The sequence below is a fragment of the Kitasatospora sp. NPDC002551 genome, from assembly GCF_040296005.1.
In the GTDB taxonomy this organism is placed as follows: Bacteria; Actinomycetota; Actinomycetes; order Streptomycetales; family Streptomycetaceae; genus Kitasatospora.
The window spans coordinates 1-25,785 of record NZ_JBEOWI010000064.1 but is presented as its reverse complement, the minus strand read 5'-3'; the positions used below and the strand labels follow the sequence as shown (position 1 = coordinate 25,785).

Here is a 25,785-nt window from a genome sequence, read left to right as displayed (position 1 = left end):
CGGTATGCGCCCATCCGGGCACTTCTTTGCGGGAACTCGGGCCAAATCCCCCCAACAGGCCTACCCTTGTTGAGATGAACCGTCGTGAGTCCGCCCAGTCGGCCGTCACCCTCACCGCTGCCCGCCCCGCCGCCGGTCTCCGCGACCGGGTACGCGAGCTGGAGCCCGAGCTGATCGCCTTCCGGCGGGACCTGCACCGGCACCCGGAGCTGGGCCGCCAGGAATTCCGTACCACCGGCCTGCTGCGCGACCGTCTGGTCGCCGCCGGCCTCGCCCCCCGGATCCTCCCGGGCGGCACCGGAATGCTCGTCGACATCGTTCCCGAGTCCGCCCCGCGCGGCGCGGAGTTCCTCGCCTTCCGCGCCGACATCGACGCCCTGCCCATCGACGACGCCAAGACCGACGTCCCCTACCGTTCGGGCGTCCCCGGCCGGGCCCACGCCTGCGGCCACGACGTGCACACCTCGGTGGTCCTCGGCACCGCGCTGGTGCTCGCCGAGGCCGCCCGCGGCGGTGAGCTGCGCCGCCCGGTCCGGATCGTCTTCCAGCCCGCCGAGGAGGTCATGCCCGGCGGCGCGCTGGACGTGATCGCGGCCGGCGGCATGGAGGGCGTCGGCCGGATCTTCGCGGTGCACTGCGACCCCAAGGTGGAGGTGGGCCGGATCGGCCTGCGGGTCGGGGCGATCACCTCGGCCTGCGACCGCCTGGTGCTCCACATGGACGGCCCCGGCGGCCACACCGCGCGCCCGCACCTGACCACCGACCTGGTCACCGCGGTCGCCCGCACCGCCTCCGAGCTGCCGGCCGCGCTGGCCCGGCGGATGGACCCGCGCTGGGGCGTCTCGCTGGTCTGGGGCCGGATCGCCGCCGGCTCCGCGCCGAACGTCATCCCGCAGCACGCGGAGCTGGAGGGCACCGTCCGCTGCCTGGAGCTGGCCGGCTGGCGGGAGGCGCCGGACCTGCTGCACGAGCTGATCGCCCGGCTCGCCGAGACCTACCGGGCGAAGTGGACGCTCGACTACCACCGGGGCGTGCCGCCGGTGGTCAACGAGGCGGTCTCGGTGGGGCTGTTGGAGGCCGCCATGACCGCGCGCTTCGGGCAGGACGGCGCCGAGGTGGTCGAGGACACCGAGCAGTCGCTCGGCGGCGAGGACTTCTCCTGGTACCTGGAGCACGCCCCCGGTGCGCTGGCCCGGCTCGGCGTGCGGGGCCCCGATGACACCACCGTGCGCGACCTGCACCAGGGCCGCTTCGACGTGGACGAGCGCGCGATCGCGATCGGCGTGGAGCTGTTCACCGCCCTCGCCCTGGAGCCCGGCACGCTCTGACGCCGTCGCCTCCCGCACCGGCGCACCGATCGGAACCGGACGCCCGCCAAGGGTGTCCGGTTTGATCGTCTATCAACCCTTTTCGCGAGTTCCGTACACTGGGCTGCGCCAGTTCCCGCCACCGCCCGTGCAGGGCAAAGGGGCGCCGGGGCGACGGTGAGACCACGGTTTGGTAACAACCCGAATGCTCCGGCGGCCCGTAACACAACCGTGTTCTACGCGCGTTACGGTGGCGTCCGACCACGCTAAACGGGTGCGTGTGAGAAGGAGAAACTCCCTTGCGCCGTTCTACTAAGCTCGCCGCGGTTGTGCTCTCGGGTTCCCTGGGCATCGCCTCGCTCGCCGCTTGCGGCGCAAAGAGCAACGACACCAACGCCTCCTCCGGTTCGTCCGAGGGCGGCCTGAAGGTCGGCATGGCCTACGACATCGGCGGCCGTGGCGACCAGTCCTTCAACGACTCCGCGGCCCGCGGCCTGGACAAGGCCAAGAGCGAGCTGGGTGTCGCGGTCACCGAGGCCGACGCCAAGACCGGTGAGGCCGAGGCCGACAAGGAGACCCGCCTCAAGAACCTGGTCACCGCGGGCTACAACCCGATCATCGCGGTCGGCTTCGTCTACCAGGCCGCCGTCGAGAAGGTCGCCAAGGAGAACCCGAACACCAAGTTCGCGATCATCGACTCGGCCTCCGAGACCCAGCCGGCCAACGTCACCTCGCTGACCTTCTCGGAGCAGGAGGGCTCGTACCTGGCCGGTGTGGCCGCCGCCCTCAAGTCCAAGAACAAGCACGTCGGCTTCATCGGCGGTGTGCAGTCCGAGCTGATCAAGAAGTTCGAGGCCGGCTACCGCGCGGGCGTCAAGTCCGTCGACCCGAACATCCCGGTCGAGGTCACCTACCTGACCACCCCGCCGGACTTCTCCGGCTTCGCCGCCCCCGACAAGGGCAAGGAAGCCGCGCAGGGCCAGCTCGACAAGAAGGCCGACGTCATCTACACCGCCGCCGGCTCCTCCGGCAACGGTGCCATCGAGGCCGTCGCCAACGCCGGCGCCCTGGCCATCGGCGTCGACTCCGACCAGGCCGCGCAGCCCGCCCTGGCGAAGTACAAGAACAGCATCATGACCTCGATGGTCAAGAACGTCGACAACGCCGTCTTCGCGTACATCGAGTCCGCCAAGAAGGGCCAGCCCTTCACCGGTGTGAAGAACTTCGACCTCAAGGCCGACGGTGTCTCGCTCGCCACCACCGGCGGCAAGATCGACGACATCAAGGGCAAGCTCGACGAGGCCGCCAACGCCATCAAGAGCGGCCAGACCACCATCCCGACCGACCCGTCGAAGCTGTAAGGCTCCCGGGCTCGACCGGACGTCGCTGCCGCTGCCGTCTGCCCGGCAGCGCCATGATGGACGCTGCATAGGGAGGGGCCCGGAAGGGTGCGCTCAGTGCGTACCCCCGGGCCCCGTCCCGTCCCCTCTCCCTTTTCCGCTTTTGGCCCTCCAGCGCAACGACGCGCCTCCAGACCACCAGGAGACCGCCATCACCGCATCCGACCCCGCCCCGATGACGGGCGGTAACCCCAGCGCGGGGACGGCGACACCGGCCGTCGAACTGCGCGGAATCACCAAGCGATTCCCCGGCGTCGTGGCCAACCACGACATCAACCTCACCGTCCGCACCGGCACCGTGCACGCCCTGATGGGCGAGAACGGCGCCGGCAAGTCGACGCTGATGAAGATCCTCTACGGCATGCAGAAGCCGGACGAGGGCACCATCGCGATCAACGGCGAGCAGTGCGAGTTCAACACCCCGGGTGACGCCATCGCGCGCGGCATCGGCATGGTGCACCAGCACTTCATGCTCGCCGACAACCTCACCGTCTGGGAGAACGTCGTCCTCGGCGGTGAGCACCTGTACGGCATCGGTGCCAAGGCCAAGGCGAAGATCAGGGAGATCTCCGACCAGTACGGTCTGGGCGTGCGCCCGGACGCCCTGGTCGAGGACCTCGGCGTGGCCGACCGCCAGCGCGTCGAGATCCTCAAGGTGCTCTACCGCGGCGCCAAGATCCTCATCCTCGACGAGCCCACCGCGGTGCTCGTCCCGCAGGAGGTCGACGCCCTGTTCGACAACCTGCGGGAGCTGAAGTCCGAGGGCGTCACCGTCATCTTCATCTCGCACAAGCTGCACGAGGTGCTCTCGGTGGCCGACGCGATCAGCGTCATCCGCCGCGGCACCACCGTCGGCGACGCCGACCCCAAGAGCGTCACCGCCCGCCAGCTGGCCGAGCTGATGGTCGGCACCGAGCTGCCCTCCCCGGAGAGCCGCGAGTCGACCGTCACCAGCACCGAGATGCTGAACGTCGAGGGCCTGCGGATCGCCAAGACCGACGCCGAGGGCATCGAGCGCGTCGTCCTGGACGACATCTCGCTGCGCATCCACAAGGGCGAGATCCTGGGCATCGCCGGTGTCGAGGGCAACGGCCAGGCCGAACTGGTCGAGGCCATCATGGGCATGCTCCCGCTGGACGCCGGCACCGTCACCCTGGACGGCAAGGACCTCTCCGGCACCCTGACCCGGGCCCGCCGTGAGGCCGGCATCGGCTACATCCCCGAGGACCGCCACCGGCACGGCCTGCTGCTGGAGGCCCCGCTCTGGGAGAACCGGATCCTCGGCCACGTCAGCGAGCGCCCCAACTCCAAGGGCGTGCTGCTCGACCCGGCCGCCGCCCGCAAGGACACCCAGCGGATCGTCGAGGAGTACGACGTCCGCACCCCCGGCATCGAGGTCACCGCGGCCTCCCTCTCCGGCGGCAACCAGCAGAAGCTGATCATCGGCCGCGAGATGAGCCACGACCCCAAGCTGCTGATCGCGGCCCACCCCACCCGCGGCGTGGACGTCGGCGCCCAGGCGCAGATCTGGGAGCACATCCGGGTCGCCCAGCGGGCCGGCCTCGCCGTGCTGCTGATCTCCGCCGACCTGGACGAGCTGATCGGCCTGTCCGACACCATCCGGGTGATCTACCGCGGCCGGCTGGTCGCCGACGCCGACCCGGAGACCGTGACCGCCGAGGACCTCGGCACCGCGATGACCGGCGCCGCCGGCGGCCACATCGAGTCCGAGCCGGAGGCGGTCGCCCAGGCGCAGGCCCTCGCGGCCGAGGGCACCGGGTCCGCGCCGTCCGACACCCCCACCGACACCGCCGACGACCAGCAGGCGGGGGAGTAGCCCACATGACCAGTCCCAAGCCCGCCGCGAAGCCCTCGTCGGCCAAGCGGTTCGACGGCGAGAAGATCCTGCTCGCCCTCGCCGCGCCGGTGCTCGCCGTCGTGCTGTCCGTCGCGATCTGTTCGGTGCTCCTGGCGACCTCGGGCAAGAACCCGTTCGACGCCTGGAACGTGATGATCACGTACGGCACCAAGTCGGACGGCCAGGTGGCCATCCTCAACCGGTCCACCACGTACTACCTCGCCGCCGCGGCCGCCGCCTTCGGCTTCCGCATGAACCTCTTCAACATCGGTGTCGAGGGCCAGTACAAGGTCGCCGCGCTGTTCGCGGCCTTCGTCGGCAGCCAGGTCGACCTGCCGTCGTTCATCCAGATCCCGCTGCTGCTGGTCACCGCGATGCTGGTCGGTGGTCTGTACGCGAGCATCGCCGGTCTGCTCAAGGTCTTCCGCGGCGTCAGCGAGGTCATCGCGACCATCATGCTGAACGCCATCGCGGTGGCCATCGTCGGCCTGCTGCTCGTCCCCGGCATCTTCGCGCCGGAGAAGAGCGGTTCCAGCAACGCGATCCAGACCGCCCCGGTCTCGGAGTCCAGCCACTTCTTCGCGATCGACACCGACGGTGGGCCGCTCTACGGCTTCCTCTTCATCGCGATCCTGGTCGGCGTGGCCTTCCAGTTCACCCTGAACCGCACCCGCTTCGGCTTCGACCTGCGTGCCACCGGCCGCTCGGAGAGCGCGGCGACCGCGTCCGGTGTGAACGTCAAGCGCATGGTCGTCACCTCCATGGTGGTCTCCGGCGCGCTGGCCGGTCTGATCGGCCTGCCCGAGCTGCTGCAGAACTCCTACAACTTCGGCCAGAGCTTCCAGGCGGGCCTCGGCTTCCTGGGCATCTCGGTCGCGCTGCTCGGCCGCAACAGCCCGATCGGCATGGCCTTCGCGGCCGTGCTGTTCGCCTTCCTGGACTCCACCGGCTCCCAGCTGCCGCTCCAGGGCGGCTTCCCGTTCGAGATCGTCCCGGTCATGCAGGGCACCATCGTCATCTGCGTCGTCGTCGCCTACGAGCTGGTGCGCCGCTACGGCCTCAAGCGCCAGCAGCAGAAGGTCGGCGCCGAGCTCGCCGCCCAGGCCGCCGCGGCCGCCGAGAAGAAGGAGGTGTCCGCATGAGCACGGCCACCGCAGCCCGCGCCAAGGCGCCGGGTGCTCCCGCCAAGAAGCGCAAGATGACCTGGCCCGTGGTGCTGCTGCTGATCGCGGGCGCCCTGGTCCTGTTCTCCGCCGTCGGCATGATCACCGACAACCACTCGCTGACCTCCTCCGGGCAGGTCACCGCCGCGCTCAGCGCCGCCGTGCCGATCGGCATGGCGGGTCTGGGCGGCCTCTGGTCCGAGCGGGCCGGCGTGGTCAACATCGGCCTCGAAGGCATGATGGTCGCCGGCACCTTCTGCGGTGCCTGGGGCGGCTACCTGGTCAACCCGTGGTTCGGCCTGGTGGCCGGCATGATCGGCGGCGCCCTGGGCGGCCTGCTGCACGCGGTCATCACGGTGACCTTCGGCGTCGACCACATCGTGTCCGGTGTCGGCGTCAACCTGCTGATCCCCGGCATCTGCGCGTACGTCAACCGGATCTACTACCAGGACTACATCTCCGCCGGCGCCGGCGCGAACCAGTCCCCGCCGGCCGACCCGCTGCCGTACATCACCATCCCCGGGCTCTCCTCGGGGCTGAAGGACATCGAGGCGCACCACTGGTTCCTGGTCTCCGACGTGGCCGGCGTGGTCGGCGGCCTGGTCACCAACATCTCGGTGGTCGTGCTGCTGGCCGGCGCGCTGATCGTGGTCAGCTACTTCGCGCTCTGGCGCACCGTGTTCGGCCTGCGGCTGCGCTCCTGCGGTGAGAACCCCACCGCGGCGGAGTCGCTGGGCGTCAACGTCTACAAGTACAAGTACCTCGCGGTCATCACCTCCGGTGCCTTCGCGGGCCTCGGCGGCGCGTACCTCTCGCTGGTCGCGGCGCACTTCTACAAGGACGGCCAGACCAACGGCCGCGGCTTCATCGGCCTCGCGGCGATGATCTTCGGCAACTGGATGCCGGGCGGCCTCGCCATGGGCGCCGGCCTGTTCGGCTTCACCGACAGCCTCCAGCTGCGCGACCCGGAGTCGGTGCACGTGCTGATCCTGGTGGTCGCCATCGCGATGGTGCTGCTGGCCGCCTGGCACCTGTACCGCCGCAAGTACACCGCCACGGTGATCACCCTGGTGGTCTCGGCCGGCCTGTTCGTCTGGTACTTCACCACCGACGAGGTGCAGCGTCCGCTGATCGTCGCCACGCCGTACGTGATCACCCTGGTGGTGCTCTCGCTGGCCTCGCAGCGGCTGCGGCCGCCGAAGGCCGACGGCCAGATCTACCGCAAGGGGCAGGGCAAGTGACGCCGGGCGCCGAGGCGGTGGACTGGGCCGCGCTGCGGACGGCGGCGCGCGAGGCGATGGGCCACGCGTACGCGCCGTACAGCAAGTTCCCGGTCGGCGCCGCCGCGCTGGTGGACGACGGCCGGGTGGTCACCGGCTGCAACGTCGAGAACGCCTCGTACGGGCTCGCGCTGTGCGCCGAGTGCGGCCTGGTCTCCGCGCTGCACGCCAGTGGCGGCGGCCGGCTGACCGCGTTCACCTGCGTGGACGGCTCCGGCGCGCTGCTGATGCCGTGCGGGCGCTGCCGCCAGCTGCTGTACGAGCACGGCGGGCCCGACCTGCTGATCGAGCTGCCGTCCGGCGTGCGGCCGATGAGTGACGTCCTGCCCGACGCGTTCGGGCCGGAGCGGCTCTAGCACTGCCGTTTGTTACGCGCGTAGAGTGTCGCGAGCGGGGCCCGGCAGGCCCCGCTCGCGACACTCTTCGCCTTTCTGCGAACCCTTCTTGACCCCTCTTGGAGCAATGGAGCAACCATGGACGCCATCTCCGTCATCAAGACCAAGCGCGACCGCGGAGAGCTGAGCGACGCTCAGATCGACTGGGTCATCGACGCCTACACCCGCGGCGAGGTCGCCGACGAGCAGATGTCCGCCCTGGCCATGGCCATCCTGCTGAACGGCATGAACCCGCGCGAGATCAGCCGCTGGACGGACGCGATGATCCGCTCCGGCGTCCGGATGGACTTCTCCTCGCTGGCGCGGCCCACCAGCGACAAGCACTCCACCGGCGGCGTCGGCGACAAGATCACCCTGCCGCTCGCCCCGCTGGTCGCCGCCTGCGGCGCCGCCGTCCCGCAGCTGTCCGGCCGCGGCCTCGGCCACACCGGCGGCACCCTGGACAAGCTGGAGTCCATCCCCGGCTGGCGCGCCCTGCTCTCCAACGAGGAGATGCTGGACGTCCTGCGGGGCACCGGCGCGGTCATCTGCGCGGCCGGCGACGGCCTCGCCCCGGCCGACAAGAAGCTGTACGCGCTGCGCGACGTCACGGGCACCGTCGAGGCGATCCCGCTGATCGCCTCCTCGATCATGTCCAAGAAGATCGCCGAGGGCACCGGCGCGCTCGTCCTGGACGTGAAGGTCGGCTCCGGCGCCTTCATGAAGAACATCGACGACGCCCGCGAGCTGGCCCGCACCATGGTCGGCCTCGGCACCGCGGCCGGCGTCAACACCGTCGCCCTGCTCACCGACATGTCGACCCCGCTCGGCCTCACCGCGGGCAACGCGCTGGAGGTCCGCGAGTCCATCGAGGTGCTGGCCGGCGGCGGCCCCGCCGACGTCGTCGAGCTCACCCTGGCGCTGGCCCGCGAGATGCTGGCCGCCGCGGGCGTGCACGGCAAGGACCCGGCCGACGCGCTGCGCGACGGCTCCGCGATGGACCACTGGCGCCGCATGATCGCCGCCCAGGGCGGCGACGTCGACGCCCCGCTGCCGGTCGCCCGCGAGCAGCACGTCATCCCGGCCCCGGCCTCCGGCGTCCTCACCGCCCTCGACGCCTACGCGGTGGGCGTCAGCGCCTGGCGCCTCGGCGCCGGCCGCGCCCGCAAGGAGGACCCGGTGCAGGCCGGCGCCGGCGTCGAGATGCACGCCAAGCCCGGCGACACCGTGGTGGCCGGCCAGCCCCTGCTGACCCTGCACACCGACACCCCCGAGCGCTTCGACTACGCGATCGAGGCCCTCGCCGGCGGCATCGAGGTCGCCCCCGCGGGCACCCCGTTCACCCCGGCCCCGATCGTCCTGGACCGCATCGCCTGACGGTCCGCAGGTCTGCTCGCGTACGCCGCCTCAGGCGTACGTGAGCAGACCGCCGGTGTCGATGGTCCACGGGCCGACGGCGATCTCGTCGCCGAAGACGAACTTCTCACGGTTCGTGTAGCCGAGTTCGGAGTGCACGATGCCGGTACCCGTGCGGGGGTCGATGATCAGGTAGAACGGAATGCCCATCGCCGCGTAGTCGTGGACCTTGTCGCGGTAGTCGTTCTCGGGGTTGGACTTGGAGACGACCTCCACGACGAGCAGCACCTCGTGCGGCAGCACCGCCGACTGTTCACCCTCCAGGGTGGCCTCGGGGAACACCATCAGATCCGGGTTCCGCAGTCGGCCGAGCCCGGTGTCCTCCAGATCGGCGCCGTGGTAGGCGATGTGGTCGGGGTGCGTGGTCGGCAGCTGGGCGTTGAGCTGTCGGGCGATGCGCAGCACGGCGAGTTCGTGGCGCTTCACCGGTGACATCATCATGACGATCTCGCCATCGGCGATCTCGATCTTCCCTATCCCGGGCACCTGCGGCAGCTGACCCGCGATCTCGCGCAACCGGGCGTACGCAGCAGGGTCGATGCTCATATTCCGGAGTGTAGCGACGGCAACCGACAGCCGGGCGTTCCTCACCTGCCGCGGTGAGGATGAGCTTGAGGAACTCCTCGGGGACCTCGTGGACGAGGTCGTGGCCGGTGGGGAAGGTGTGGCCGCCCCGCCGCCCCGCCGCCCGCCGCCGCGCCGACCACGCCGTCCCGCACGTGGGTGTCGAGGTCGATCCCGCCCGCCGCTCCGACGTGCCCGCGCTCGCTCACCCCGGTCGGCGTCACCGGGTGCACCTCGTGCCCGGCGGCCCGCAGCCCCTCGGTGATCGGCCGGTACCACCGACCGCCGTGCAGGGCGCCGGGGATGAGGACGAAGGTGGCCATGGCGCGTTCCTCTGTTCGCGCGGTACCGGTGGGACGCGAGGAAAGCTACGGGGGATACCTGACAACGAGCGTCAGGTATCCCCCGGCCCGCGGTCTTCGGCGTGGCGCTTGATCTCTCCCAGGTCGACCTCGGCCTCCTTGCTCTGCCAGGCCGGACTCCGGAACCGTTCCTGGTCCTCCGGAACGGCGGAGGCCGGCTCCTGAGCTTCCACGGGGGAGAGCTACCGGGCGGAAAGTCTGCCCGGCAGGCGTTCGGCCCGGCGGGTGGCGGTGTGGGCCTGACGGGTGGCGTAGAGGGTGACGGCGGCGGCGAGGGCCATGGCGGTGAGGCCGATGGTGGCGGCGCCGGGCCAGCCGGTGGCGTGGTAGGCGTCGGCGCCGGTGGTGCCGCCGAGGCTGTTGCCCAGGTAGTAGGCGATCAGGTAGAGCGCGGAGGCCTGGGCGCGGCCCTCGGTGACGGTGCGGCCGACGGCGGCGGAGGCGGTGGCGTGGCCGGCGAAGAAGCCGGCGGTGATCAGCACCAGCCCGAGCAGGGCGAGGGCCAGGGAGTCGGCGAGCGAGAGCAGCAGCCCCAGGGTGGTGGTGCCGATCGCGGCGTACAGCGCGCCGCGCCGGCCGAGCCGGGCGGAGAGCCGGCCCGCGGCGGCGGAGGTGCCGGTGCCGACCAGGTAGACCACGAAGATCGAGGCGGCGATCGACTCCGGCAGGTGGAAGGGCGCGGCGATCAGCCGGTAGCCGACGGTGTTGTAGACCGCTCCGAACACCGCCATGAACAGCAGACCCAGTGCGTACAGCCGCAGCAGCAGCGGGTTGCGCAGGTGCCGGCCGACGGTGCGGGCCAGGGCGCGGGCGTCCACCGGGGCCGGGGTGAAGTGCCGGGCGGCGGGGATCAGCAGCCGGAAGGCCAGGGTGGCCAGCAGGGCGAGGACGGCGGAGGCGGCGAGCCCCCAGCGCCAGCCGAAGCCGGCCGCGACCCAGCCGGAGAGCAGCCGTCCGCCCATGCCGCCGATGCTGTTGCCCGCCACGTACAGGCCCATCGCGGAGGCCAGCGCGGAGGGGTGGACCTCCTCGGCGAGGTAGGCCATCGCGGTGGCGGGGAGGCCGGCGAGCGCGGCGCCCTGGAGCACCCGGAGCACGACCAGGGTGGTGAGGTCCGGCGCGAACGGCAGGGCGAGCGCGAGGGCGGAGGCGGCGAGGGTGGAGGCCGTCATCACGGCGGTGCGGCCGTACCGGTCGGAGAGCGCGCTGGCGGGGAGCAGGGCGAGCGCCAGGCCGAGGGTGGCGGCGGAGGCCGTCCAGCTGGCCTGACCGGGGGTGAGGCCGAGGTCGTCGGAGAGGACCGGCAGCAGGCCCTGGGTGGAGTAGAGGAGGACGAAGGTCGCGACGCCGGCCGCGAAGAGCGCGAGGTTCGCGCGCCGGAAGGAGCGCTGGCCGGGACGGTGGCGGTCGTCTCGGCGGGGCATCGGCTGGGTGAGGGCGTCCGGCAGGGTCGCGGACGCCCCGGTACTGGAGGGCTGCATGACGTCGACGGTAGAACCGCCGCGCTGATGCGTCCAATGCATGAACCGGCGACAATCGATGCGTCGGTGCATGAGCGCAGCAAGGGGCAGGGGATGGAGAACGTCATGGCCGCCGGGACCGAGCCGGCCCGGCTCGCGGAGCTCGGACCGGACCTTCCGGCGGTGCAACTCGCCCCGCTGCTGGCCCAGTTCGCGGCGGTCGCCCGGCTGGAGCACGTGACCCAGGCGGCGGCGCTGCTGGCGATGCCGCAGCCGACGCTGTCCCGGGCGGTGGCCCGGCTGGAGGCGGAGCTGGGCGTCGACCTGCTCGCCCGGCAGGGCCGCACGGTCCGGCTGACCCGGGCGGGCCGGCTGCTGCTGGCCTCGGTGGAGCGGGCGCTGGCCGAGGTCGAGCGCGGAGCCGAGGCGGCCCGGGCGGAGGCCGACCCGGAGACCGGGCGGGTGGCGTTCGGTTTCCTGCACACCATGGGGACGGACGCGGTGCCGGCCCTGCTGCGGGACTTCCGGGCGGCGTACCCGTTGGTGCGCTTCCAGCTGGTGCAGGACTACGTGGGCGCGATGCTGGACCGGCTGCGGGCGGGGGAGCTGGACCTGTGCCTGGTCGCGCCGGTCCCGGACGACGATCCGGCGCTGGTCGCCCGCCGGCTGGACGAGCAGCGGCTGCACCTGGTGGTCCCGGCGGACCACCGGCTGGCCGGGCGGCGCCGGATCCGGCTGGCGGAGGTGGCCGAGGAGCCGTTCGTCGGGCTGGAGCCGGGCTACGGGATGCGGGCGATCACGGACGGCTTCTGTGCGGAGGCGGGGTTCGTGCCGCGGATCGCGTTCGAGGGGGAGGAGACCGAGACGCTGCGCGGGCTGGTGGCGGCGGGGCTGGGGGTGGCGCTGCTGCCCCCGGCGCTGGTGCCCCGGCCGGGGGTGGTGGAGCTGGAGGTGACGGCGCCGCGCACCCGGCGGGCGATCGGGCTGGCCTGGGCGGCGGGGCGGCCGCTGACCCCGCCGGCGGTGGCGTTCCGGGACTTCGTGCTGTCGCGGCGGGGGCGGCTGCTGGCGCACGACTGAGGCGGTGGGGGCGGTGTCCGGCCGGAGCGGCTGGCGCGGTCGGCGTCCGGGAGGCTGACTGGCGAGTAGGTTGCCCGGATCGTCCCTTTGGTGGAATTCCCGGTGGACATTGGACGATTCGGCCCAGCGGACGGTGGCCTGTCTACGCGCGTAGGAGCTACACTCCCGCAATGGAGAAGCAGATCCCCGTCACCACCGCGGGCACCGGCCCCCGGATTCCCACCCCCGAGCAGATCGCCCGCGCGCCGAAGGTGCTCCTGCACGACCACCTCGACGGCGGCCTGCGCCCCGAGACCGTGGTCGAGCTGGCGGCCGCCGTCGGCTACGAGGGCCTCCCCAGCACCGACCCCAAGGCGCTCGGCGAGTGGTTCCGCGAGGCGGCCGACTCCGGCTCGCTGGTCCGCTACCTGGAGACCTTCGCCCACACCTGCGCCGTCATGCAGACCCGTGAGGCCCTGATCAAGGTCGCCGCCGACTGCGCGGAGGACCTCGCCGCGGACGGCGTCGTCTACGCCGAGGTCCGCTACGCCCCCGAGCAGCACCTGGAGCGCGGCCTGACCCTGGACGAGGTCGTCGAGGCCGTCCAGGAGGGCTTCCGGCTCGGCGAGGCCAGCGCCCGCGCCGCCGGCCACCGGATCCGGATCGGCACCCTGATCACCGCGATGCGGCACGCCGCCCGCTCGTCGGAGATCGCCGAACTGGCCAACCGTCACCGCGACGCCGGCGTCGTCGGCTTCGACATCGCCGGCGCCGAGGCGGGCTACCCTCCCACCCGCCACCAGGCCGCCTTCGACTATCTCAAGGGCGAGAACAACCACTTCACCATCCACGCGGGCGAGGCCTTCGGCCTGCCGTCGATCTGGGAGGCCCTGCAGTGCTGCGGCGCCGACCGCCTCGGCCACGGCGTGCGGATCGTCGACGACATCACGGTCGAGGGGGACGGCACCGTCACGCTGGGCCGCCTCGCCGCGTACGTGCGCGACAAGCGCATCCCGCTGGAGATGTGCCCCACCTCCAACCTGCAGACCGGCGCGGCCACGTCGTACGCCGAGCACCCGATCGGGCTGCTCAGCCGGCTGAAGTTCCGGGTCACCGTGAACACCGACAACCGGCTGATGAGCGGCACCAGCATGAGCCGCGAGTTCGCGCACCTGGTCGAGGCCTTCGGCTACACGCTGGGGGACCTGGAGTGGTTCACCGTGAACGCGATGAAGTCGGCCTTCCTGCCGTTCGACGAGCGGCTCGCGATGATCAACGACGTGATCAAGCCGGGCTACGCCGAGCTCAAGGCGGAGTGGCTGTTCAGCGCCGGCAGCTGAGCCCCTCCGGGATGACCGGATGAACGCCGCTCTCCGCCACGGGAGTTGGCGTTCATCCGACTTCTCGCTCGGGCGGGTGAACCGCCATTGAAGCGCGTGCGGTCCCCTCACTACGGTGTGCCCGTCATTGCCGACCAGCCGTGGCGGCGGGCCCCGTCGCGTCGGCCCCGTGTGTCGGCCACCGACGAGGACCCAAGGGGACGAACCACATGAAGCAGGCCACTCTCAAGGCCGCCGGCACCGCCGCGCTCGGCATCGCGATCGCCGCGGTGGGTGCCGGCGGCGCGTCCGCCGCCCCCGCCACCGCCACCGGTGGTCTCGGGCTCCCGACCAACCTGCTGACCAACCCGGCGACCGCCAAGGCCCTCACCGACACCGCGGGCAAGCTGCCGGTCGCCGACAAGGTCAGCAGCACCCTCGGCACGCTCGCCCCGAGCGCGGGCGAGGCCGCCGCCCCGATCGCCGGGGTCACCAGCAACCGGGGCGCCCTGCCGACGGTGCCGGGTCTCGACAAGACCCCGCTCGGCGGGCTCACCCAGACCCTCCCGCTGCCGGGCCTGACCGGCTGACCCGTCCGCCGCGCAGCACGCCCGAAGGGGCCGCCCGCTCTCCTCCCGGGGAAGCGGGCGGCCCCTTCGGCGTCCTTGGGCGTCACGGCTCCTGGGGCAGCAGCAGCCAGAGCGCCAGGTAGATCAGGAACTGCGGGCCGGGCAGCAGGCAGGAGGCCAGGAAGATGGCCCGCACGGTCCACGGCGTGAGCCCGAAGCGCTCGGCGATCCCGGCGCAGACGCCGGCGATGACACGGTTGTGGCGGGGGCGGGCGAGGCGGCTCATGGCGAACTCCAGGGGCAGTGGTGACGCCGTCGGCCGGTCCCTCCGGCTGGCGTACTTCCATGCTCCGCCGCCGTCCCGCCGAAAGCCTCACCCCGCAAGCCGATCCCGCCCCTGACCTGCGTCATCGTCCGGCAGGACGTCTTCTCGGGGTTGCGCTCAGGGTCGGCCCGGAGATTGGCGGGGCGGTGGAGCGGGAAGTCGGCCCGGCCGACTTCCCACTCCGGCGCGCCCGGCTGGCGGCGCGGCCCCGCGAAGGTGCCGGACCGTGCCGGACCGCGCGGTGGACGGTTCCGGCCAGGGACGGTACCGGCCAGCCGGCCGGCCTTCCGTGCGCCGACTCCTCGGGGAAGACTGATGCTCGCCGCTGGTGGACGCGACATCGGCGGGCCTCGGACCCCGCGAGCGGCCGGACCGCTCACCGACCGGGCGCTGCTCGGAACACGGGCCGTCCCACCGGTCGTGCGGGTTCTCCTTCCCTTCCACCGCCGGGGGTACTGCCGTGCCCGCGAAGCCCTCCCGTCTCGTCCGCCTCGCCGCCGCCGGTCCGGTGGCCGCCTCCGGGTCCGCCGTCGACGGCTGGACGTCCCGCTCCGAGGTGCCGGACCGAGCCCAGTCCCGGGTGAAGCGCCCTGTCAGGCGCGCTGCGGCAGCCAGCCGTTCTGCACGGCCCGCACGCCGAACCGGAGGTGGATGTGCCCCCCCGGGGGGCGGTCGTGAGGTCCGTGCGGAACGGTGCGGTCGTGAAGGACGTCACGGGCGCCGACGCGACGGTGTACGTGACGGCGGGCGGTCAGGCCGTTCCGCTGAGCGCTGTCGACTTCGCGGGTCCGGGTGATGACAAGCCTGGGCGGACTTCGGGCCGGGGAAGTACGGCTTCGACGACGTGGTCAGCGTCCTGACCGCCCTGACCGTCGGGCTCCCGACCGTCTCCGCCTGAGCCGGTGACCCGGTGACCCGGTGGCGCGGGTCACGGCACCAGGACCACCTTGCCGAGATTGCGGCGCTGCTCGACGAGGGCGTGGGCGCGGGCGGCCTCGGCGAGGGGGATCTCGCCGTGGACGGCGGGGCGCAGGGTACCGGCGGCGCGCAGCCGCCAGAGGTCGTCGCGCCAGCGGGCGTAGAGCTCGGGCCGGCCGGTGGCGACGGCGCGGATCTGGAAACCGATCAGCGAGGCGCCGCGCAGCAGGAGTTCGTACGCCTCGACCGTGCCGCCGCCGGAGCTGTAGGCGACCAGCCGGCCGCCGGTCGCCAGGGCGCGGACGGCGCCCGGGAGGAGGTCGCCGCCGACGCCGTCGAGGATCGCGTCGTACGGGCCGCCCCGGGCGAGGTCCTCGTAGAGCACCACCTCGTCGGCGCCGAGGGAGCGGACGAAGCCGGCCTTGGCGGCGCTGCTCACGGCGGCGACGACGCGGCCCGCGCCGCCGGCCCGGGCGTACTGGAGGGCGAGCGTGCCGACCCCGCTCGCGGCGGCGGTGACGAGGACGCGCTCACCCGGTTCGAGACGGGCGGCCTCGTGGGCGCCGCGGGCGACGAGGCCGCTGCGGACCAGGGCGACGGCCTCGACGGCGGTCGCGTCGTCCGGGACGTGCGAGGCCATCGCGGTGGGCAGGACGGCGAACTCGGCGTAGGCGTCGGCGAAGCAGAGCCCGGTGACGCGGTCGCCGGCCGCGAAGCCGGTGACGCCGGGGCCGGTGGCGGCGACGCGCCCGGCGATCTCGCCGCCGAGGGCGAGGGGCTCTCGGCTGTCGCGGAGCCTGCGGACGGTGGGAAGGGTGACGCCGACGGCCTCCACCCGGACGAGCAGGTCCCCGGCGCCGGCCTCCGGTACCGCGGCCTGCTCGGCCCGCAACAGCCCGGGACCACCGTCGGCCTCATGACGGACACGCAGCACGGGACCTCCCCGATCCGGCCATGGAATCATTGGACACTCCAACGATAATGGGGGAATCGTTGGAGTGTCCAATGAAAATCGGAGTAGGCTGGGACCCGTGACCACGCCGCTCCAGCACATCCAGTCCCTGCCGAGCTGGCTCGTCGGGCGCGTCGCGGCGCGTGGACGGGGCCTGGTCGCCGACGCGATCGCGGCCCAGGGGCTGAAGCTCCTCCAGCACGCCGTGCTCGCCGCCGTGGCCGAGTACGGGCCGGTGGCGCAGGCCGAGTTGGGGCGGAGGCTCGCCGTCGACCCCAAGGACATGGTCGGCGTGCTCAACCACCTCCAGCGGGCCGGCTACGTCCTGCGCGCGCCGGATCCGGCCGACCGGCGGAAGAACGCCGTCACCGTCACCCCGGAGGGCGTCGCCGTCCTCGCCCGGTGCGCGGAGCTCGCCGAGTCGGCCAATGAAGAGCTGCTGGCCCCGCTCACCCCCGGCGAGCAGCGGCAGCTGATGGCGCTGCTCGGGCGGCTGCACGAGGCGGGGGTGTAGCCGCTACGCGGCCGGGCGGGGGCGGAACGGGACGGCGACGTCCGCGATGTGCTCGCCGTCGGCGGCGGTCAGGTGGTTCGGGTAGTACACCTCGCGATTGGACGCGCTGCGGGCGTAGCCGTGCTCGCCGAGCCAGGCGACGACGGCGTCGTGGACGGTCGCCATCGCGGCGAAGCCCGGGTGGGCCCTGGTCAGCTCGGTGTACGCCTCGCGGTGCGCCGGCTCGATGCGGACGCCGATCGGGCCGGCCGGTTCGACGGTGTTCGCCGTCGGTGCGCAGACCTCGACCGGGCCGTCGGAGTCCTCGCTCACCACGCCGTGGTAGATCGCGAAGAGGGGGCCGGACAGGCATGCGTCCGTGCTCCGCAGGTGCGCGAGCAGCTGCTCGCTCGCCTCGCCGAGGAAGGCGGGCAGGTCGGCGATGGTCACATGGCGCCGGGTGAACAGCACCTTCTGCTCGGGCACGTCGCGTTCGGCGATCTCGTACACGGTGGGGCTCCTTCCGGTGAGCACTGCTCGGGCGTAGCCCGCCGCCTCCCGGCGGGCCGTGTGCGTGCGTTCCTGCTCGCGCCAGTAGGCGTCGAGCAGGCGCGCGGACTCGTCGCCGTCCGCGTCGAGCGCGGCCGCGATCCGGGCCAGCGGCATGCCGACGGCGCGCAACAGCGCGATCCGGCGGGCCCGTTCGACCTGGGCGAGGCCGTAGCGGCGGAACCCGGTGTGCGGGTCGACGTGGGCGGGCGGCAGCAGCCCGCGCTCCCCGTAGAGGCGCAGCGCCTTGGGGCTGAGCCTGGTGAGGGCGGCGAGCTCGCCGATGGTGATCAAGTCCTCGTGCACGGGGAACACTCTGCGCCTTGCCCCAGGGAGAGGGGCAAGCGACCGTGTCGGCTGGATTGACTGGTGTGACATCCCCCGGTTGAGGGGTTGTTCCGCCGTGGAATCACCGGCAATCTGGGCTCATGACCGAGATTCTTGACGCGACGGACTGGGCGATCCTGGCCGAGCTCCAGGAGGACGGGCGGATCGCGTTCACCGAGCTGGCGCGGCGGGTGAACCTGAGCGCGTCGGCGACGACGGAGCGGGTGCGGCGGCTGGAGACGGCGGGGGTGATCACCGGCTACCGGGCCGAGGTGGACCTGGAGCGCACGGGGTACCCGGTGACGGCGGTCGTACGGTTGAAGTACCCGGGACCGGCGGCGCGGCACGAGCCGCTGCGGCGGCTGCTGGAGGAGCGCTCGGAGATCCTGGAGTGCCTGCGGACCACCGGGGACGACTGTTATGCGCTGAAGATCGCGACGACGTCGATGGGTCACCTGGAGGAGATCGTCGACGAGCTGGCCCAGTTCGGGAGCACCACGACCAATCTCGTCCTGAGCCGCCCCCTCACGCCCCGGGGCCCCGCGGTGCCCCGCGTGGGGGCGGCGGAGCAGTAGCAACACTGCTCCCATTCGAGTTGACGGCGGCTGGGGCGGCAGCCGCCGTAACGTTCAGCAGTTGTGCTCGTTTTCCTCGTTGCCGTGGACCTTGAGAGCGGTGACGACGCCGGTGATGACGGTAGCGATGGCGAGGGCGAGAAGGACGGCGAAGGCCGTGCCGATGAGGAAGTTCACGGCGTCCTGAGCCCTTCGCGGAGGAGGGTGAGGAGGTTGAGGAGGGTGGCGACGGAGGTGTCGCCGAAGTCGATGAGGAGGCGGCCGTCGATGGTGGCGCCGTTGACGGCGGCGGAGCCCCACTGGATGCCGAACGGCTTGCCCCGCTCGTGGAGTTCACGGATCAGGTCGGTCACCTCAGGCTCGGTGTAGGTGCGGAGGATCTTGTCGTGGGGTTCGAGCGGGACGTTCACGCGGCGGCCTCCAGCTCGAACCAGACCACCTTGCCGGACTTGGTGGGGGTGGCGCCGAATCGGTGGGTGAGGGCGCGCACGAGGTGGAGACCGCGCCCGGAGAGCGCGTAGAGGTCGGTGGGGATGAGGGGCTCGGGCAGGTCCGGGCTGTCGTCGCAGACCGAGACCCGCAGCGTACGGGGGCAGAGGGAGACGATGACGTGGGGCGCCCGCGTGCCCGCGTGCGTCCAGGCGTTCACGAACAGCTCGTGAAGGGCGAGTTCGGCGTCGTGGACGGCGTCGGGGTGCCAGCCGGCCGTGGTGAGGAGGGTGCGCAACTCGTGACGGACGACGAACCAGTCGGGAGGGTTGGGGGCACACATGGGGGACCTCCATGAGGTGGGGAGGAGTGAATCACCGACGGAGGATCAGTCTCTGGGAAGACAAAGGTGACTGACGATCCGTCGCGTGATCGGTGCAACACCGAGAGTAGGATGCAAAGTCAAAACGTTGCAACTGATGCGACAAGGTTGACCCTTGTGGGTGATGCTTGACCGGTGGCGTCGGATCGAGCTGATGCGGAACACTCGGGGAGAGGGAAGGAACGCTGTGGGGCTCAGGGGAGAGATCAGCCAGCGGCAGCGCCGCTTCGGCGAGGAGTTGCAGCGCCTGCGGTTGGCGGCGGGCTTGTCCGCTCCGGAGGCCGGCGCACTGGTGGGGATGAAGAGTCCGGCCGTCAGCCATACGGAGGCGGGCCGAACGGGCCTCAATCAGGAACGGCTGGGGATCTGGCTCGACGCTTACGGCTGTGAGGATCCGGTCTATCGGGCCAAACTCGCGGACATGGGGCGGCGAACGGGCAAGGGGTGGTGGTCGGAGTTCGCCGATCGCGTGCCGGATCTCGCGCTCGACCTGGCCGAGGCCGAGGACAGCGCGGCTCTGGTCGACAACTACGAGACGTTCTACGTGCCCGGCCTCCTGCAGGTGCCCGCATATGCCGAAGCGATCTACGAAGACGCTCATCGCGACCGCAAGCTGAATGCGGAAGCGGAGATCGAGTTCCGGCTGAAGCGGCAGCGGATCCTGACCGATCTCCCGCGGCGGGAGTTCAGATTCGTGATTCATGAGACGGCGCTGCGCCTGCGGTTCCCCGGCGATGAGGTCATGAGGGCTCAGCTGGCGCACCTGCTTGAGGTCTCCGAGCTTCCCAATGTGACCATCCAGGTCTTCCCCTTCACGGCGTTGCAGAAGCCGCCGCACACCAGTCAGTTCTTCCTTCTGGACCCGGGATCAGCGGCTCTCTCCACCGTTGTTGTGGATCACCCAAGCCACACCGAGTATCTTGGCGACCGGCAGTCGATCGAGACGTACCGCAGGACCTTCAACAAGTTGAGCGATCTTGCGCTGCCTCCGATCGACACCGGCCAGTCGTCCCTCGCGCTCTCGTCGTCGCGTGACTCGTGGGGGCTCATCCGACATCTTCTCTACCTGCTCCAAACGTGAAGGGCGCCTGATGCCAGAACTGCGTTGGCAGAAGTCATCGTTCAGCGGCTCAAACGCGGGCGGCAACTGCGTTGAACTTGCCGCGGGCACGGCGGGCCTTCGTCATCTGCGGGAGTCCGATGACCCGGAGAGTGTTCTGGTCATTGACGTAGCGAAGCTCGGTTCCTTCCTGCTGGCCGTCAAGGCCGGCGAGTTCGACCATCTCTCCTGATCAGCCCAGCTCCGGAGGACCTCCAGCGATGAACGCCAAAGCCTGGCGTATCCAGCTCATCGTTCGCACCACCCAGGTCGGCGTCATCGGCGGGGCCCTCTGGGGCGCCCTGGTCGCGCTCGTCGCCTTCCACTACACCTCGGTACCGCTCGGGGCCATGGTGGGCCTCCTCTTCGGGACCTTCGTCTCCATACCCACCGGCTCCCTCCTCTCCGCCCTCCCCGAACGGCTCGCGTTCCACCGCTGGTCCGCCCCCGTTCTCGGGGCCCTCCTCACCGCATCCGCCGGCTACCTCGTCCTCGCCCGGATCCTCCGCGAACCGCACGCCCTCCTCCACCTCGGCATCGCCCTCCTCTTCCTCCTCTCCACCACCCTCACCGCCGCCGCCTTCTTCCTCGCCGTCCGCAGCCTCCGCCCGACCGCCTGACAACGCGCAGAGGCCGGGCGCGGACGACCGTCCGTGCCCGGCCACCGTGCCGATCACCGTCTGACGTCACCGACCACGCGCCCGGGCCCGTCCAGCCACGCGTGCTATCGATCGGGTCGGCGACCACGGCACAACCTGGTCCGCGAGCACGAAGGTGAACGATTTCGCCGTGTCGAACAGCATCGCCTGCCAGTCGTCATGGCGAGCAGGAAACAGCCGAACTCGGACGCCGACGCTTCCAACGCCCTCTCTCCGGATCACTTCCGGAGGTCGCGGAGCAGTCGGGCCAGGTCGGTCCCGTTCTCACCTGACAGACCTCGAAGGGTGCCGGGCCCGGCAGTGGGGTGGGAAGTCGGATCCGCCGACTTCCCACTCCACCGGTGGAGGACGGCGGGAACGGTGACGAGCCCGCGTAGGCTTGCTGTCGCTGCACAGCCTGGGCCGGGACGAGCGAGAGAGGGTGCTGGGTGGAGACTCCCCGTCTGGTGGAGGTGCGCCTGACCTCCTTCAAGAGCTTCACGGGCCAGTGCCTGCCGCTTCAGGACCTGACGGTGCTGATCGGCCGCAACGGCAGCGGCAAGTCCAACGCCCTGGACGGCCTGATGGTGCTGTCCCGCCTTGCCCTGGGCGAGCCGGTGCGCGATGCGCTGGACGGGCTGCGGAGCGGTGGTGAGGAGCCCATCCGTGGCGGGGCCGAGGGCTGTGCGCCGCTGGGGGCGGACAGCTTCGCCCTCGGGTGCCGCGTGCAGTCGGGCCAGGCGGTCTTCGACCTGGATGTGGAGATCGCGGTCCGTCCCGAGGTGAGGGTTCTGCGGGAGACCCTGACGGCGGTGGAGGGGGCGCTCTACGGGGGCCGCCGGCTCGCGGCCGGCCGGTCCCTGCTGGCCAGCGACACCCCGGACCCGAGCCGCACCGACCTCAAGGTCCGCTACTTCAACGGCTTGCGGGGAGTGGATCCGGGAGTCCCCTTCGCCGCCGATCGACTCCTCACCGGTCAGGTGCCGGTTCGGCTTCCCGCGACCACCGAGGCGACCAAGCTCGTCCACCGGGCCGCGCAGGACGTGCTCGCCGTCCTGCGCGAGGTCTTTCTGCTCGATCCGGTCCCGCACCTCATGCGGCAGTACGTCAACGCCCGTGACACCGAGCTCAGGCGCAGCGCCGACAACCTCAGCGCGGTGGTGGAGCACCTGCGCGGGACCGACAGGTCGGCCTTCGCCCGGTTGACGGAGCTGGTCGCGGGGATGCCCGAGTTTCCCGTACGCGGTATCACCAGCGTCGACACGAGGCTCGGTGACGTCCAGTTGGTGCTCCGCGAGTCCGGCTACCACGGCAAGGACCACGCCGTCCCCGCCAGGCTCCTCAGCGACGGCATGCTGCGGTTCCTGGCCTTCGGGACCGCGCTGCTCAGCGCACCCGTCGCCGACGCCGACGAGGCGGCGCTGCCGGCCCAGCGGCACCTGGTGATCGAGGAGATCGAGAACGGCCTCTATCCGACGCAGGCGGCCCGCGTGCTGCGTCTGATGAAGGAGGAGTCGGAGCGGCGCAGCATCGACGTGTTGTTCACCACGCACAGTCCGGCGCTTCTGAACTCGCTCGACGCACAGGACCACTCGGGTGTCGTCGTGTGCAGCCGGGACCCGGAGTCGGGTGAGAGCACGCTGGCCCGCCTGACCGATCTGCCCGGTTACATCGACCTCCTGGCGGCGGGTGACCTCGGGGATGCGATCAGCAGGAACCGCCTCGCGGACGCGCTGCGTCCGCGAGGCGGCGTGACCAGCGTCGAGGACTTCCTGAGGAGCCTGTGAATCCGTGAGCGGACAGCGCCGGTCCGGGCTCCGGTTGCCCGTCGTCGACTTCCTGGACACCTCGGTCTTCGTGGAGATCCTCGATGTGCCCCACATGAACGGTCACCGTGCCGAGGTGGTGTCGGAGATGCTCAGCCGGGAGAAGGCCGGGGTCCACTTCATCCTTCCGACCGCGACGATCATCGAGACCGGGAACCACATCTTCCAGATCAAGGAAGGCTCGGCCCGCCGCGGACGGGCCACGGTGTTCATGAACCTGCTGGAGAAGACCGCCAGAGGTGAAGCCCCGTGGAGGCTGCATCAACGGGTCTGGGATTCCGTCTTCCTGGCCGACCTCTGCCGTGGCGGAGCCACCGCGATGGACCTGGCCGAGCACGCCGTGCGTCAGCAGCTCGGCGCCGGTGACCTGAGCATCGTCGCCGAGCGGGACTTGTACGCCTCGCGGGTCCAGGCAGAGGTTCGGATCTGGACGCTGGAGGCGACGATGCAGACCTGGGCCGAACTTCCCTAGCCGCCGTCAACCGCGCAGGCGGAGGGCGTAGTAGGCGTGGAGGGCGGCTTCGGCGCCGGAGCCGGTGGCGGTCATGATGCGCTGGGCGCGGGGGGAGCGGAGGTCGCCGGCGGTGAGGAGGCGGGGGTGCTGGCGGTCGGGCGGGCAGTAGCCGTCGGGGGTGGTGGTCAGGGTGCCGGGGAGGGCGGCCGGTCGGACGCCGAGGTTGACGAAGACGGCGTCCGGGGCGAAGGTGCCCAACTCGCCCGCGGTGACCTGGCCTTCGGGGGAGCGGTGGAGGGCGAGGGCGTCGAGCCGGACGAGGGTGACGCGCGGGTCGGTGCGGACCTCGTCGGCCTTGTAGGCGTCCGCGGACGGGTGGGGGACGACCAGGTCGAGCGGGGCCCCGGGGTGGGCGCGCAGCAGGGTGCCGAGCGGGCGGTCGGCGCCGAGGACGAGGGTGCGGCGGCCGGCCAGGCGGGCGGCGTCCGCCTCCCAGAGGGGCGGCGGGGCGTCGACGGCGGAGGTGAGCCAGCCGGCCTCGTGCGGGAGGGCGGCCCGTACGCCGGTGGCGGCGATCGCGTAGCGGCCGCGGACGGCGGTCCCGGAGGCGAGGAGGACGGTGACGCCCTCGTCGTCGGCGCGCAGTTCCGTCGCCGGGGTGCCGAGCAGGACGTCGCAGGAGTCGGCGACCCGCCGGACGTCCGCCGCGACGGCGTCGGCGAAGGCCGTGCCGGTGGCGAAGCCGAGCACGTTACCGACCGCCGGGACGCGCCGCAGGGTGGCGCCCAGTTCGCGCCGTTCGACGAGCGCCGAGCGCAGGCCGACGCTCGCGGCCATCACCGCCGCCGCGCAGCCGGCCGGGCCGCCGCCGACGATCACCAGGTCGTACGGCGCGCTGGACGTCCGGGTCACCATGGCTCGCCAGCGTAGCGGCCACCGGGAGGAAAAGCCGTTGCCGGGGCGGCCGGTGGCGTCCTAGCCTCGCCCCAACACGTCGACGGAGACGAGTACCTCCGGGCCCCGCGAGCCGAGAGAGCCGCCGGCTGCTGTGAAGGCGGCCTCGCGTCCGGGAGGGAAGACACTCCCGAGTGCGGGGAGGAAATGCCCCGCCGGCCGGCCCCCGTCACCGGGCCCGATCGAGGCCGCCGCCCGCTCCGGCGACGGCGGCGAAAGTGCGGTGGCACCGCGAGTCCCCTTCTCGCCCGCACTCCCAAGGGATCACCACGACGCCCCCGGAGGGCCGCGATGATCCACCCCCGTACCACCGACACCGCCCGCGTCCTGGCCGCCGACCTGCCCGGCCACGTCGGCGCGAGCGTCGAACTCGCCGGCTGGCTGCACCGCCGCCGCGCGCTGAAGTCCGTGACCTTCCTCGTCCTGCGCGACCGCTCGGGCCTCGCCCAGGTGGTCGCCCCCGCCGGGACGGCCGACCTGCCGGAGGAGACGGTGCTGCGCGTCCGGGGCACCGTCACCGCCAACCCCCAGGCGCCGAGCGGAGTGGAGCTGACCGGGCCGGAGATGGAGGTGCTCTCCCGCCCCGCCGCCGCCCCGCCGTTCGACCTCTTCCGCCCGGCCGTCCCCGCCGCGCTGCCGGTGGTCCTGGACGGCGCGCCCGTCACCCTGCGCCACCCCCGGCTGGCGGCGCTGCACCGCGTCTCGGCGGCCTCCGTGCACGGCTTCCGGGCGGCGCTCGACGGCCTCGGCTTCACCGAGATCCACACGCCGAAGGTCGTCTCCTCGGCGACCGAGTCCGGAGCGAACGTCTTCGCGCTGGACTGGTTCGGGCGCGAGGCGTACCTGGCGCAGTCGCCGCAGTTCTTCAAGCAGGCGATGGTCGGCGTCTTCGAGCGGGTCTACGAGACCGGGCCGGTGTTCCGGGCCGAGCCGCACGACACCGCCCGCCACCTGGCCCAGTACACCAGCCTGGACGCCGAACTCGGCTTCGTCACCGACCACCGGGACGTCATGGCCGTGGTGCGGGCCGCCCTCGCCGGGACGGTGGCGGCGGTCGCCGAGCGGGCCGGGGACGCCCTCGCGACCCTGGGCGTCGAGCCGCCCGCCGTCCCCGAGGAGATCCCGCAGCTGCACTTCGCGGAGGCGATGCGGATGCTGGGCGCCGACGAGCCGGACCTCGCGCCGGCGCACGAGCGGTGGCTCGGCGCCTGGGCGCAGCGCGAGCACGGCAGCCCGTTCCTGTTCGTGACCGGGTACCCGATGCGCAAGCGGCCGTTCTACACCCACCCCGAGCCGGGCCGGCCGGAGTACTCGAACAGCTTCGACCTGCTCTTCCGCGGGCTGGAGCTGGTCACCGGCGGCCAGCGGCTGCACCGCCACGAGGACTACCTCGCGGCCCTCGCCGCCCGCGGCGAGCCGGCCGGGCCGTACGAGGGGTACCTGCGGGCCTTCGTCCACGGCATGCCGCCGCACGGCGGGTTCGCGCTCGGCCTGGAGCGCTGGACGGCGCGGCTGACGGGGGAGGAGAACGTCCGGCGCACGGCGCTCTTCCCGCGCGACGTGCACCGGCTGACGCCGTGAGGTGAGGGCACCGGACGCCGGTACGCCTCCGGGCGGCGCTCCCGTTCCCCGGGGCGCCGCCCGGAGGCGGACGGGCGGACGGGTGCTCAGCCCTGCTGCGGGCCCTGCGGCGCCTGCGGAGCCTGGTACGCCTGCGGGTACGCCTGCGGCTG

Annotated in this window: 27 protein-coding genes; 18 read left to right on the top strand and 9 right to left on the bottom strand. The window is 72.1% G+C overall.

All coding sequences use genetic code 11. The features are described from left to right. Positions 1-74 precede the first annotated feature (74 nt). The 7 genes from ABT093_RS34840 (at position 75) to ABT093_RS34810 (ending at position 8,759) form a co-directional block, all read left to right on the top strand. The gene (locus ABT093_RS34840; protein ID WP_350571167.1) at positions 75-1,328 is read left to right on the top strand and encodes an amidohydrolase; all 1,254 of its coding nucleotides are present in this window, start codon (positions 75-77) and stop codon (positions 1,326-1,328) included. A gap of 278 nt (positions 1,329-1,606) precedes the next feature. Next, complete coding sequence (locus ABT093_RS34835; RefSeq protein ID WP_350571166.1) at positions 1,607-2,668, top strand: BMP family lipoprotein; 1,062 nt, start codon at positions 1,607-1,609, stop codon at positions 2,666-2,668. Between the two features lie 214 nt (positions 2,669-2,882). Beyond that, positions 2,883-4,544: an ABC transporter ATP-binding protein gene (locus tag ABT093_RS34830; RefSeq protein WP_350571165.1), complete on the top strand. Its 1,662-nt coding sequence runs from the start codon at positions 2,883-2,885 to the stop codon at positions 4,542-4,544. A gap of 5 nt (positions 4,545-4,549) precedes the next feature. Continuing rightward, on the top strand, positions 4,550-5,707 hold the full coding sequence (locus tag ABT093_RS34825) for an ABC transporter permease (RefSeq protein WP_350571163.1): 1,158 nt from the start codon (positions 4,550-4,552) through the stop codon (positions 5,705-5,707). Then, on the top strand, positions 5,704-6,969 hold the full coding sequence (locus ABT093_RS34820; RefSeq protein WP_350571162.1) for an ABC transporter permease: 1,266 nt from the start codon (positions 5,704-5,706) through the stop codon (positions 6,967-6,969). Before ABT093_RS34825 ends, ABT093_RS34820 begins: the two co-directional genes overlap by 4 nt. Then, positions 6,966-7,364 carry a cytidine deaminase gene (locus ABT093_RS34815; protein ID WP_350571161.1) on the top strand — a complete coding sequence of 133 codons (399 nt, stop codon included), beginning with the start codon at positions 6,966-6,968 and terminating at the stop codon, positions 7,362-7,364. Before ABT093_RS34820 ends, ABT093_RS34815 begins: the two co-directional genes overlap by 4 nt. A 117-nt stretch (positions 7,365-7,481) precedes the next feature. Further along, complete coding sequence (locus tag ABT093_RS34810) at positions 7,482-8,759, top strand: thymidine phosphorylase (protein WP_350571159.1); 1,278 nt, start codon at positions 7,482-7,484, stop codon at positions 8,757-8,759. 30 nt (positions 8,760-8,789) lie between these two features. Here the strand turns inward: ABT093_RS34810 and ABT093_RS34805 are convergent, their stop codons facing one another. Both ABT093_RS34805 and ABT093_RS34800 read right to left on the bottom strand, forming a co-directional pair. Further along, a complete protein-coding gene (locus ABT093_RS34805; RefSeq protein ID WP_350571158.1) occupies positions 8,790-9,344 on the bottom strand; it encodes a Uma2 family endonuclease in 555 nt (184 codons plus the stop codon). A gap of 562 nt (positions 9,345-9,906) precedes the next feature. Further along, positions 9,907-11,205 carry an MFS transporter gene (locus tag ABT093_RS34800; RefSeq protein WP_350571156.1) on the bottom strand — a complete coding sequence of 433 codons (1,299 nt, stop codon included), beginning with the start codon at positions 11,203-11,205 and terminating at the stop codon, positions 9,907-9,909. A 105-nt stretch (positions 11,206-11,310) separates the two neighbouring features. On the opposite strand from ABT093_RS34800, the gene ABT093_RS34795 reads away from it, so the two are divergent. From ABT093_RS34795 to ABT093_RS34785, 3 genes are all read left to right on the top strand, one after another. Then, positions 11,311-12,264 carry a LysR family transcriptional regulator gene (locus ABT093_RS34795; RefSeq protein ID WP_350571181.1) on the top strand — a complete coding sequence of 318 codons (954 nt, stop codon included), beginning with the start codon at positions 11,311-11,313 and terminating at the stop codon, positions 12,262-12,264. Between the two features lie 170 nt (positions 12,265-12,434). Then, entirely contained in the window at positions 12,435-13,583 is a 1,149-nt protein-coding gene (locus ABT093_RS34790) for an adenosine deaminase (protein ID WP_350571155.1), read from the top strand. A gap of 209 nt (positions 13,584-13,792) precedes the next feature. Continuing rightward, positions 13,793-14,152: an ATP-binding protein gene (locus ABT093_RS34785; protein WP_350571154.1), complete on the top strand. Its 360-nt coding sequence runs from the start codon at positions 13,793-13,795 to the stop codon at positions 14,150-14,152. Positions 14,153-14,234: 82 nt separating this feature from the next. On the opposite strand, the gene ABT093_RS34780 is transcribed toward ABT093_RS34785, so the two are convergent. Both ABT093_RS34780 and ABT093_RS34775 read right to left on the bottom strand, forming a co-directional pair. Beyond that, positions 14,235-14,417 carry a PspC domain-containing protein gene (locus tag ABT093_RS34780; protein ID WP_350571153.1) on the bottom strand — a complete coding sequence of 61 codons (183 nt, stop codon included), beginning with the start codon at positions 14,415-14,417 and terminating at the stop codon, positions 14,235-14,237. 967 nt (positions 14,418-15,384) lie between these two features. After that, positions 15,385-16,308, bottom strand: coding sequence for a quinone oxidoreductase family protein (locus ABT093_RS34775; protein ID WP_350571151.1), 924 nt, complete (start codon positions 16,306-16,308; stop codon positions 15,385-15,387). 97 nt (positions 16,309-16,405) lie between these two features. Between ABT093_RS34775 and ABT093_RS34770 the strand changes: the two genes are divergently transcribed. After that, entirely contained in the window at positions 16,406-16,840 is a 435-nt protein-coding gene (locus ABT093_RS34770) for a MarR family winged helix-turn-helix transcriptional regulator (RefSeq protein WP_350571150.1), read from the top strand. Between the two features lie 3 nt (positions 16,841-16,843). Here ABT093_RS34770 and ABT093_RS34765 read toward each other — a convergent pair whose 3' ends face one another. Continuing rightward, a complete protein-coding gene (locus tag ABT093_RS34765; protein WP_350571148.1) occupies positions 16,844-17,674 on the bottom strand; it encodes a MerR family transcriptional regulator in 831 nt (276 codons plus the stop codon). 122 nt (positions 17,675-17,796) lie between these two features. Here ABT093_RS34765 and ABT093_RS34760 point away from each other — a divergent pair, with 122 nt between their 5' ends. Next, the gene (locus ABT093_RS34760) at positions 17,797-18,270 is read left to right on the top strand and encodes an Lrp/AsnC family transcriptional regulator (RefSeq protein WP_350571147.1); all 474 of its coding nucleotides are present in this window, start codon (positions 17,797-17,799) and stop codon (positions 18,268-18,270) included. 54 nt (positions 18,271-18,324) lie between these two features. On the opposite strand, the gene ABT093_RS34755 is transcribed toward ABT093_RS34760, so the two are convergent. From ABT093_RS34755 to ABT093_RS34745, 3 genes are read right to left on the bottom strand one after another with little or no spacing between them, the layout of a single operon-like run. Further along, complete coding sequence (locus tag ABT093_RS34755) at positions 18,325-18,447, bottom strand: hypothetical protein (RefSeq protein ID WP_350571145.1); 123 nt, start codon at positions 18,445-18,447, stop codon at positions 18,325-18,327. Beyond that, positions 18,444-18,680, bottom strand: coding sequence for a hypothetical protein (locus ABT093_RS34750; protein ID WP_350571143.1), 237 nt, complete (start codon positions 18,678-18,680; stop codon positions 18,444-18,446). Before ABT093_RS34750 ends, ABT093_RS34755 begins: the two co-directional genes overlap by 4 nt. Then, complete coding sequence (locus ABT093_RS34745) at positions 18,677-19,042, bottom strand: ATP-binding protein (RefSeq protein WP_350571142.1); 366 nt, start codon at positions 19,040-19,042, stop codon at positions 18,677-18,679. Before ABT093_RS34745 ends, ABT093_RS34750 begins: the two co-directional genes overlap by 4 nt. Positions 19,043-19,268: 226 nt before the next feature. On the opposite strand from ABT093_RS34745, the gene ABT093_RS34740 reads away from it, so the two are divergent. The 5 genes from ABT093_RS34740 to ABT093_RS34720 all read left to right on the top strand — a co-directional run bounded on the left by ABT093_RS34740 (position 19,269) and on the right by ABT093_RS34720 (position 23,116). Further along, positions 19,269-20,162 (top strand): helix-turn-helix domain-containing protein, encoded by an 894-nt coding sequence (locus ABT093_RS34740; protein ID WP_350571140.1) that lies wholly within the window; start codon positions 19,269-19,271, stop codon positions 20,160-20,162. Between the two features lie 10 nt (positions 20,163-20,172). Next, complete coding sequence (locus tag ABT093_RS34735) at positions 20,173-20,373, top strand: DUF397 domain-containing protein (protein ID WP_350571139.1); 201 nt, start codon at positions 20,173-20,175, stop codon at positions 20,371-20,373. Positions 20,374-20,401: 28 nt separating this feature from the next. Next, positions 20,402-20,800 carry a hypothetical protein gene (locus ABT093_RS34730; protein ID WP_350571138.1) on the top strand — a complete coding sequence of 133 codons (399 nt, stop codon included), beginning with the start codon at positions 20,402-20,404 and terminating at the stop codon, positions 20,798-20,800. A gap of 467 nt (positions 20,801-21,267) precedes the next feature. Continuing rightward, positions 21,268-22,605: an AAA family ATPase gene (locus ABT093_RS34725; protein ID WP_350571137.1), complete on the top strand. Its 1,338-nt coding sequence runs from the start codon at positions 21,268-21,270 to the stop codon at positions 22,603-22,605. Between the two features lie 4 nt (positions 22,606-22,609). Next, complete coding sequence (locus ABT093_RS34720) at positions 22,610-23,116, top strand: hypothetical protein (protein WP_350571136.1); 507 nt, start codon at positions 22,610-22,612, stop codon at positions 23,114-23,116. A gap of 6 nt (positions 23,117-23,122) precedes the next feature. Here the strand turns inward: ABT093_RS34720 and ABT093_RS34715 are convergent, their stop codons facing one another. Then, positions 23,123-24,013 (bottom strand): FAD-dependent oxidoreductase, encoded by an 891-nt coding sequence (locus ABT093_RS34715; RefSeq protein WP_350571135.1) that lies wholly within the window; start codon positions 24,011-24,013, stop codon positions 23,123-23,125. A gap of 330 nt (positions 24,014-24,343) precedes the next feature. Between ABT093_RS34715 and aspS the strand changes: the two genes are divergently transcribed. Then, positions 24,344-25,633, top strand: coding sequence for an aspartate--tRNA(Asn) ligase (gene aspS / locus ABT093_RS34710; protein ID WP_350571134.1), 1,290 nt, complete (start codon positions 24,344-24,346; stop codon positions 25,631-25,633). Positions 25,634-25,785: the final 152 nt, after the last annotated feature.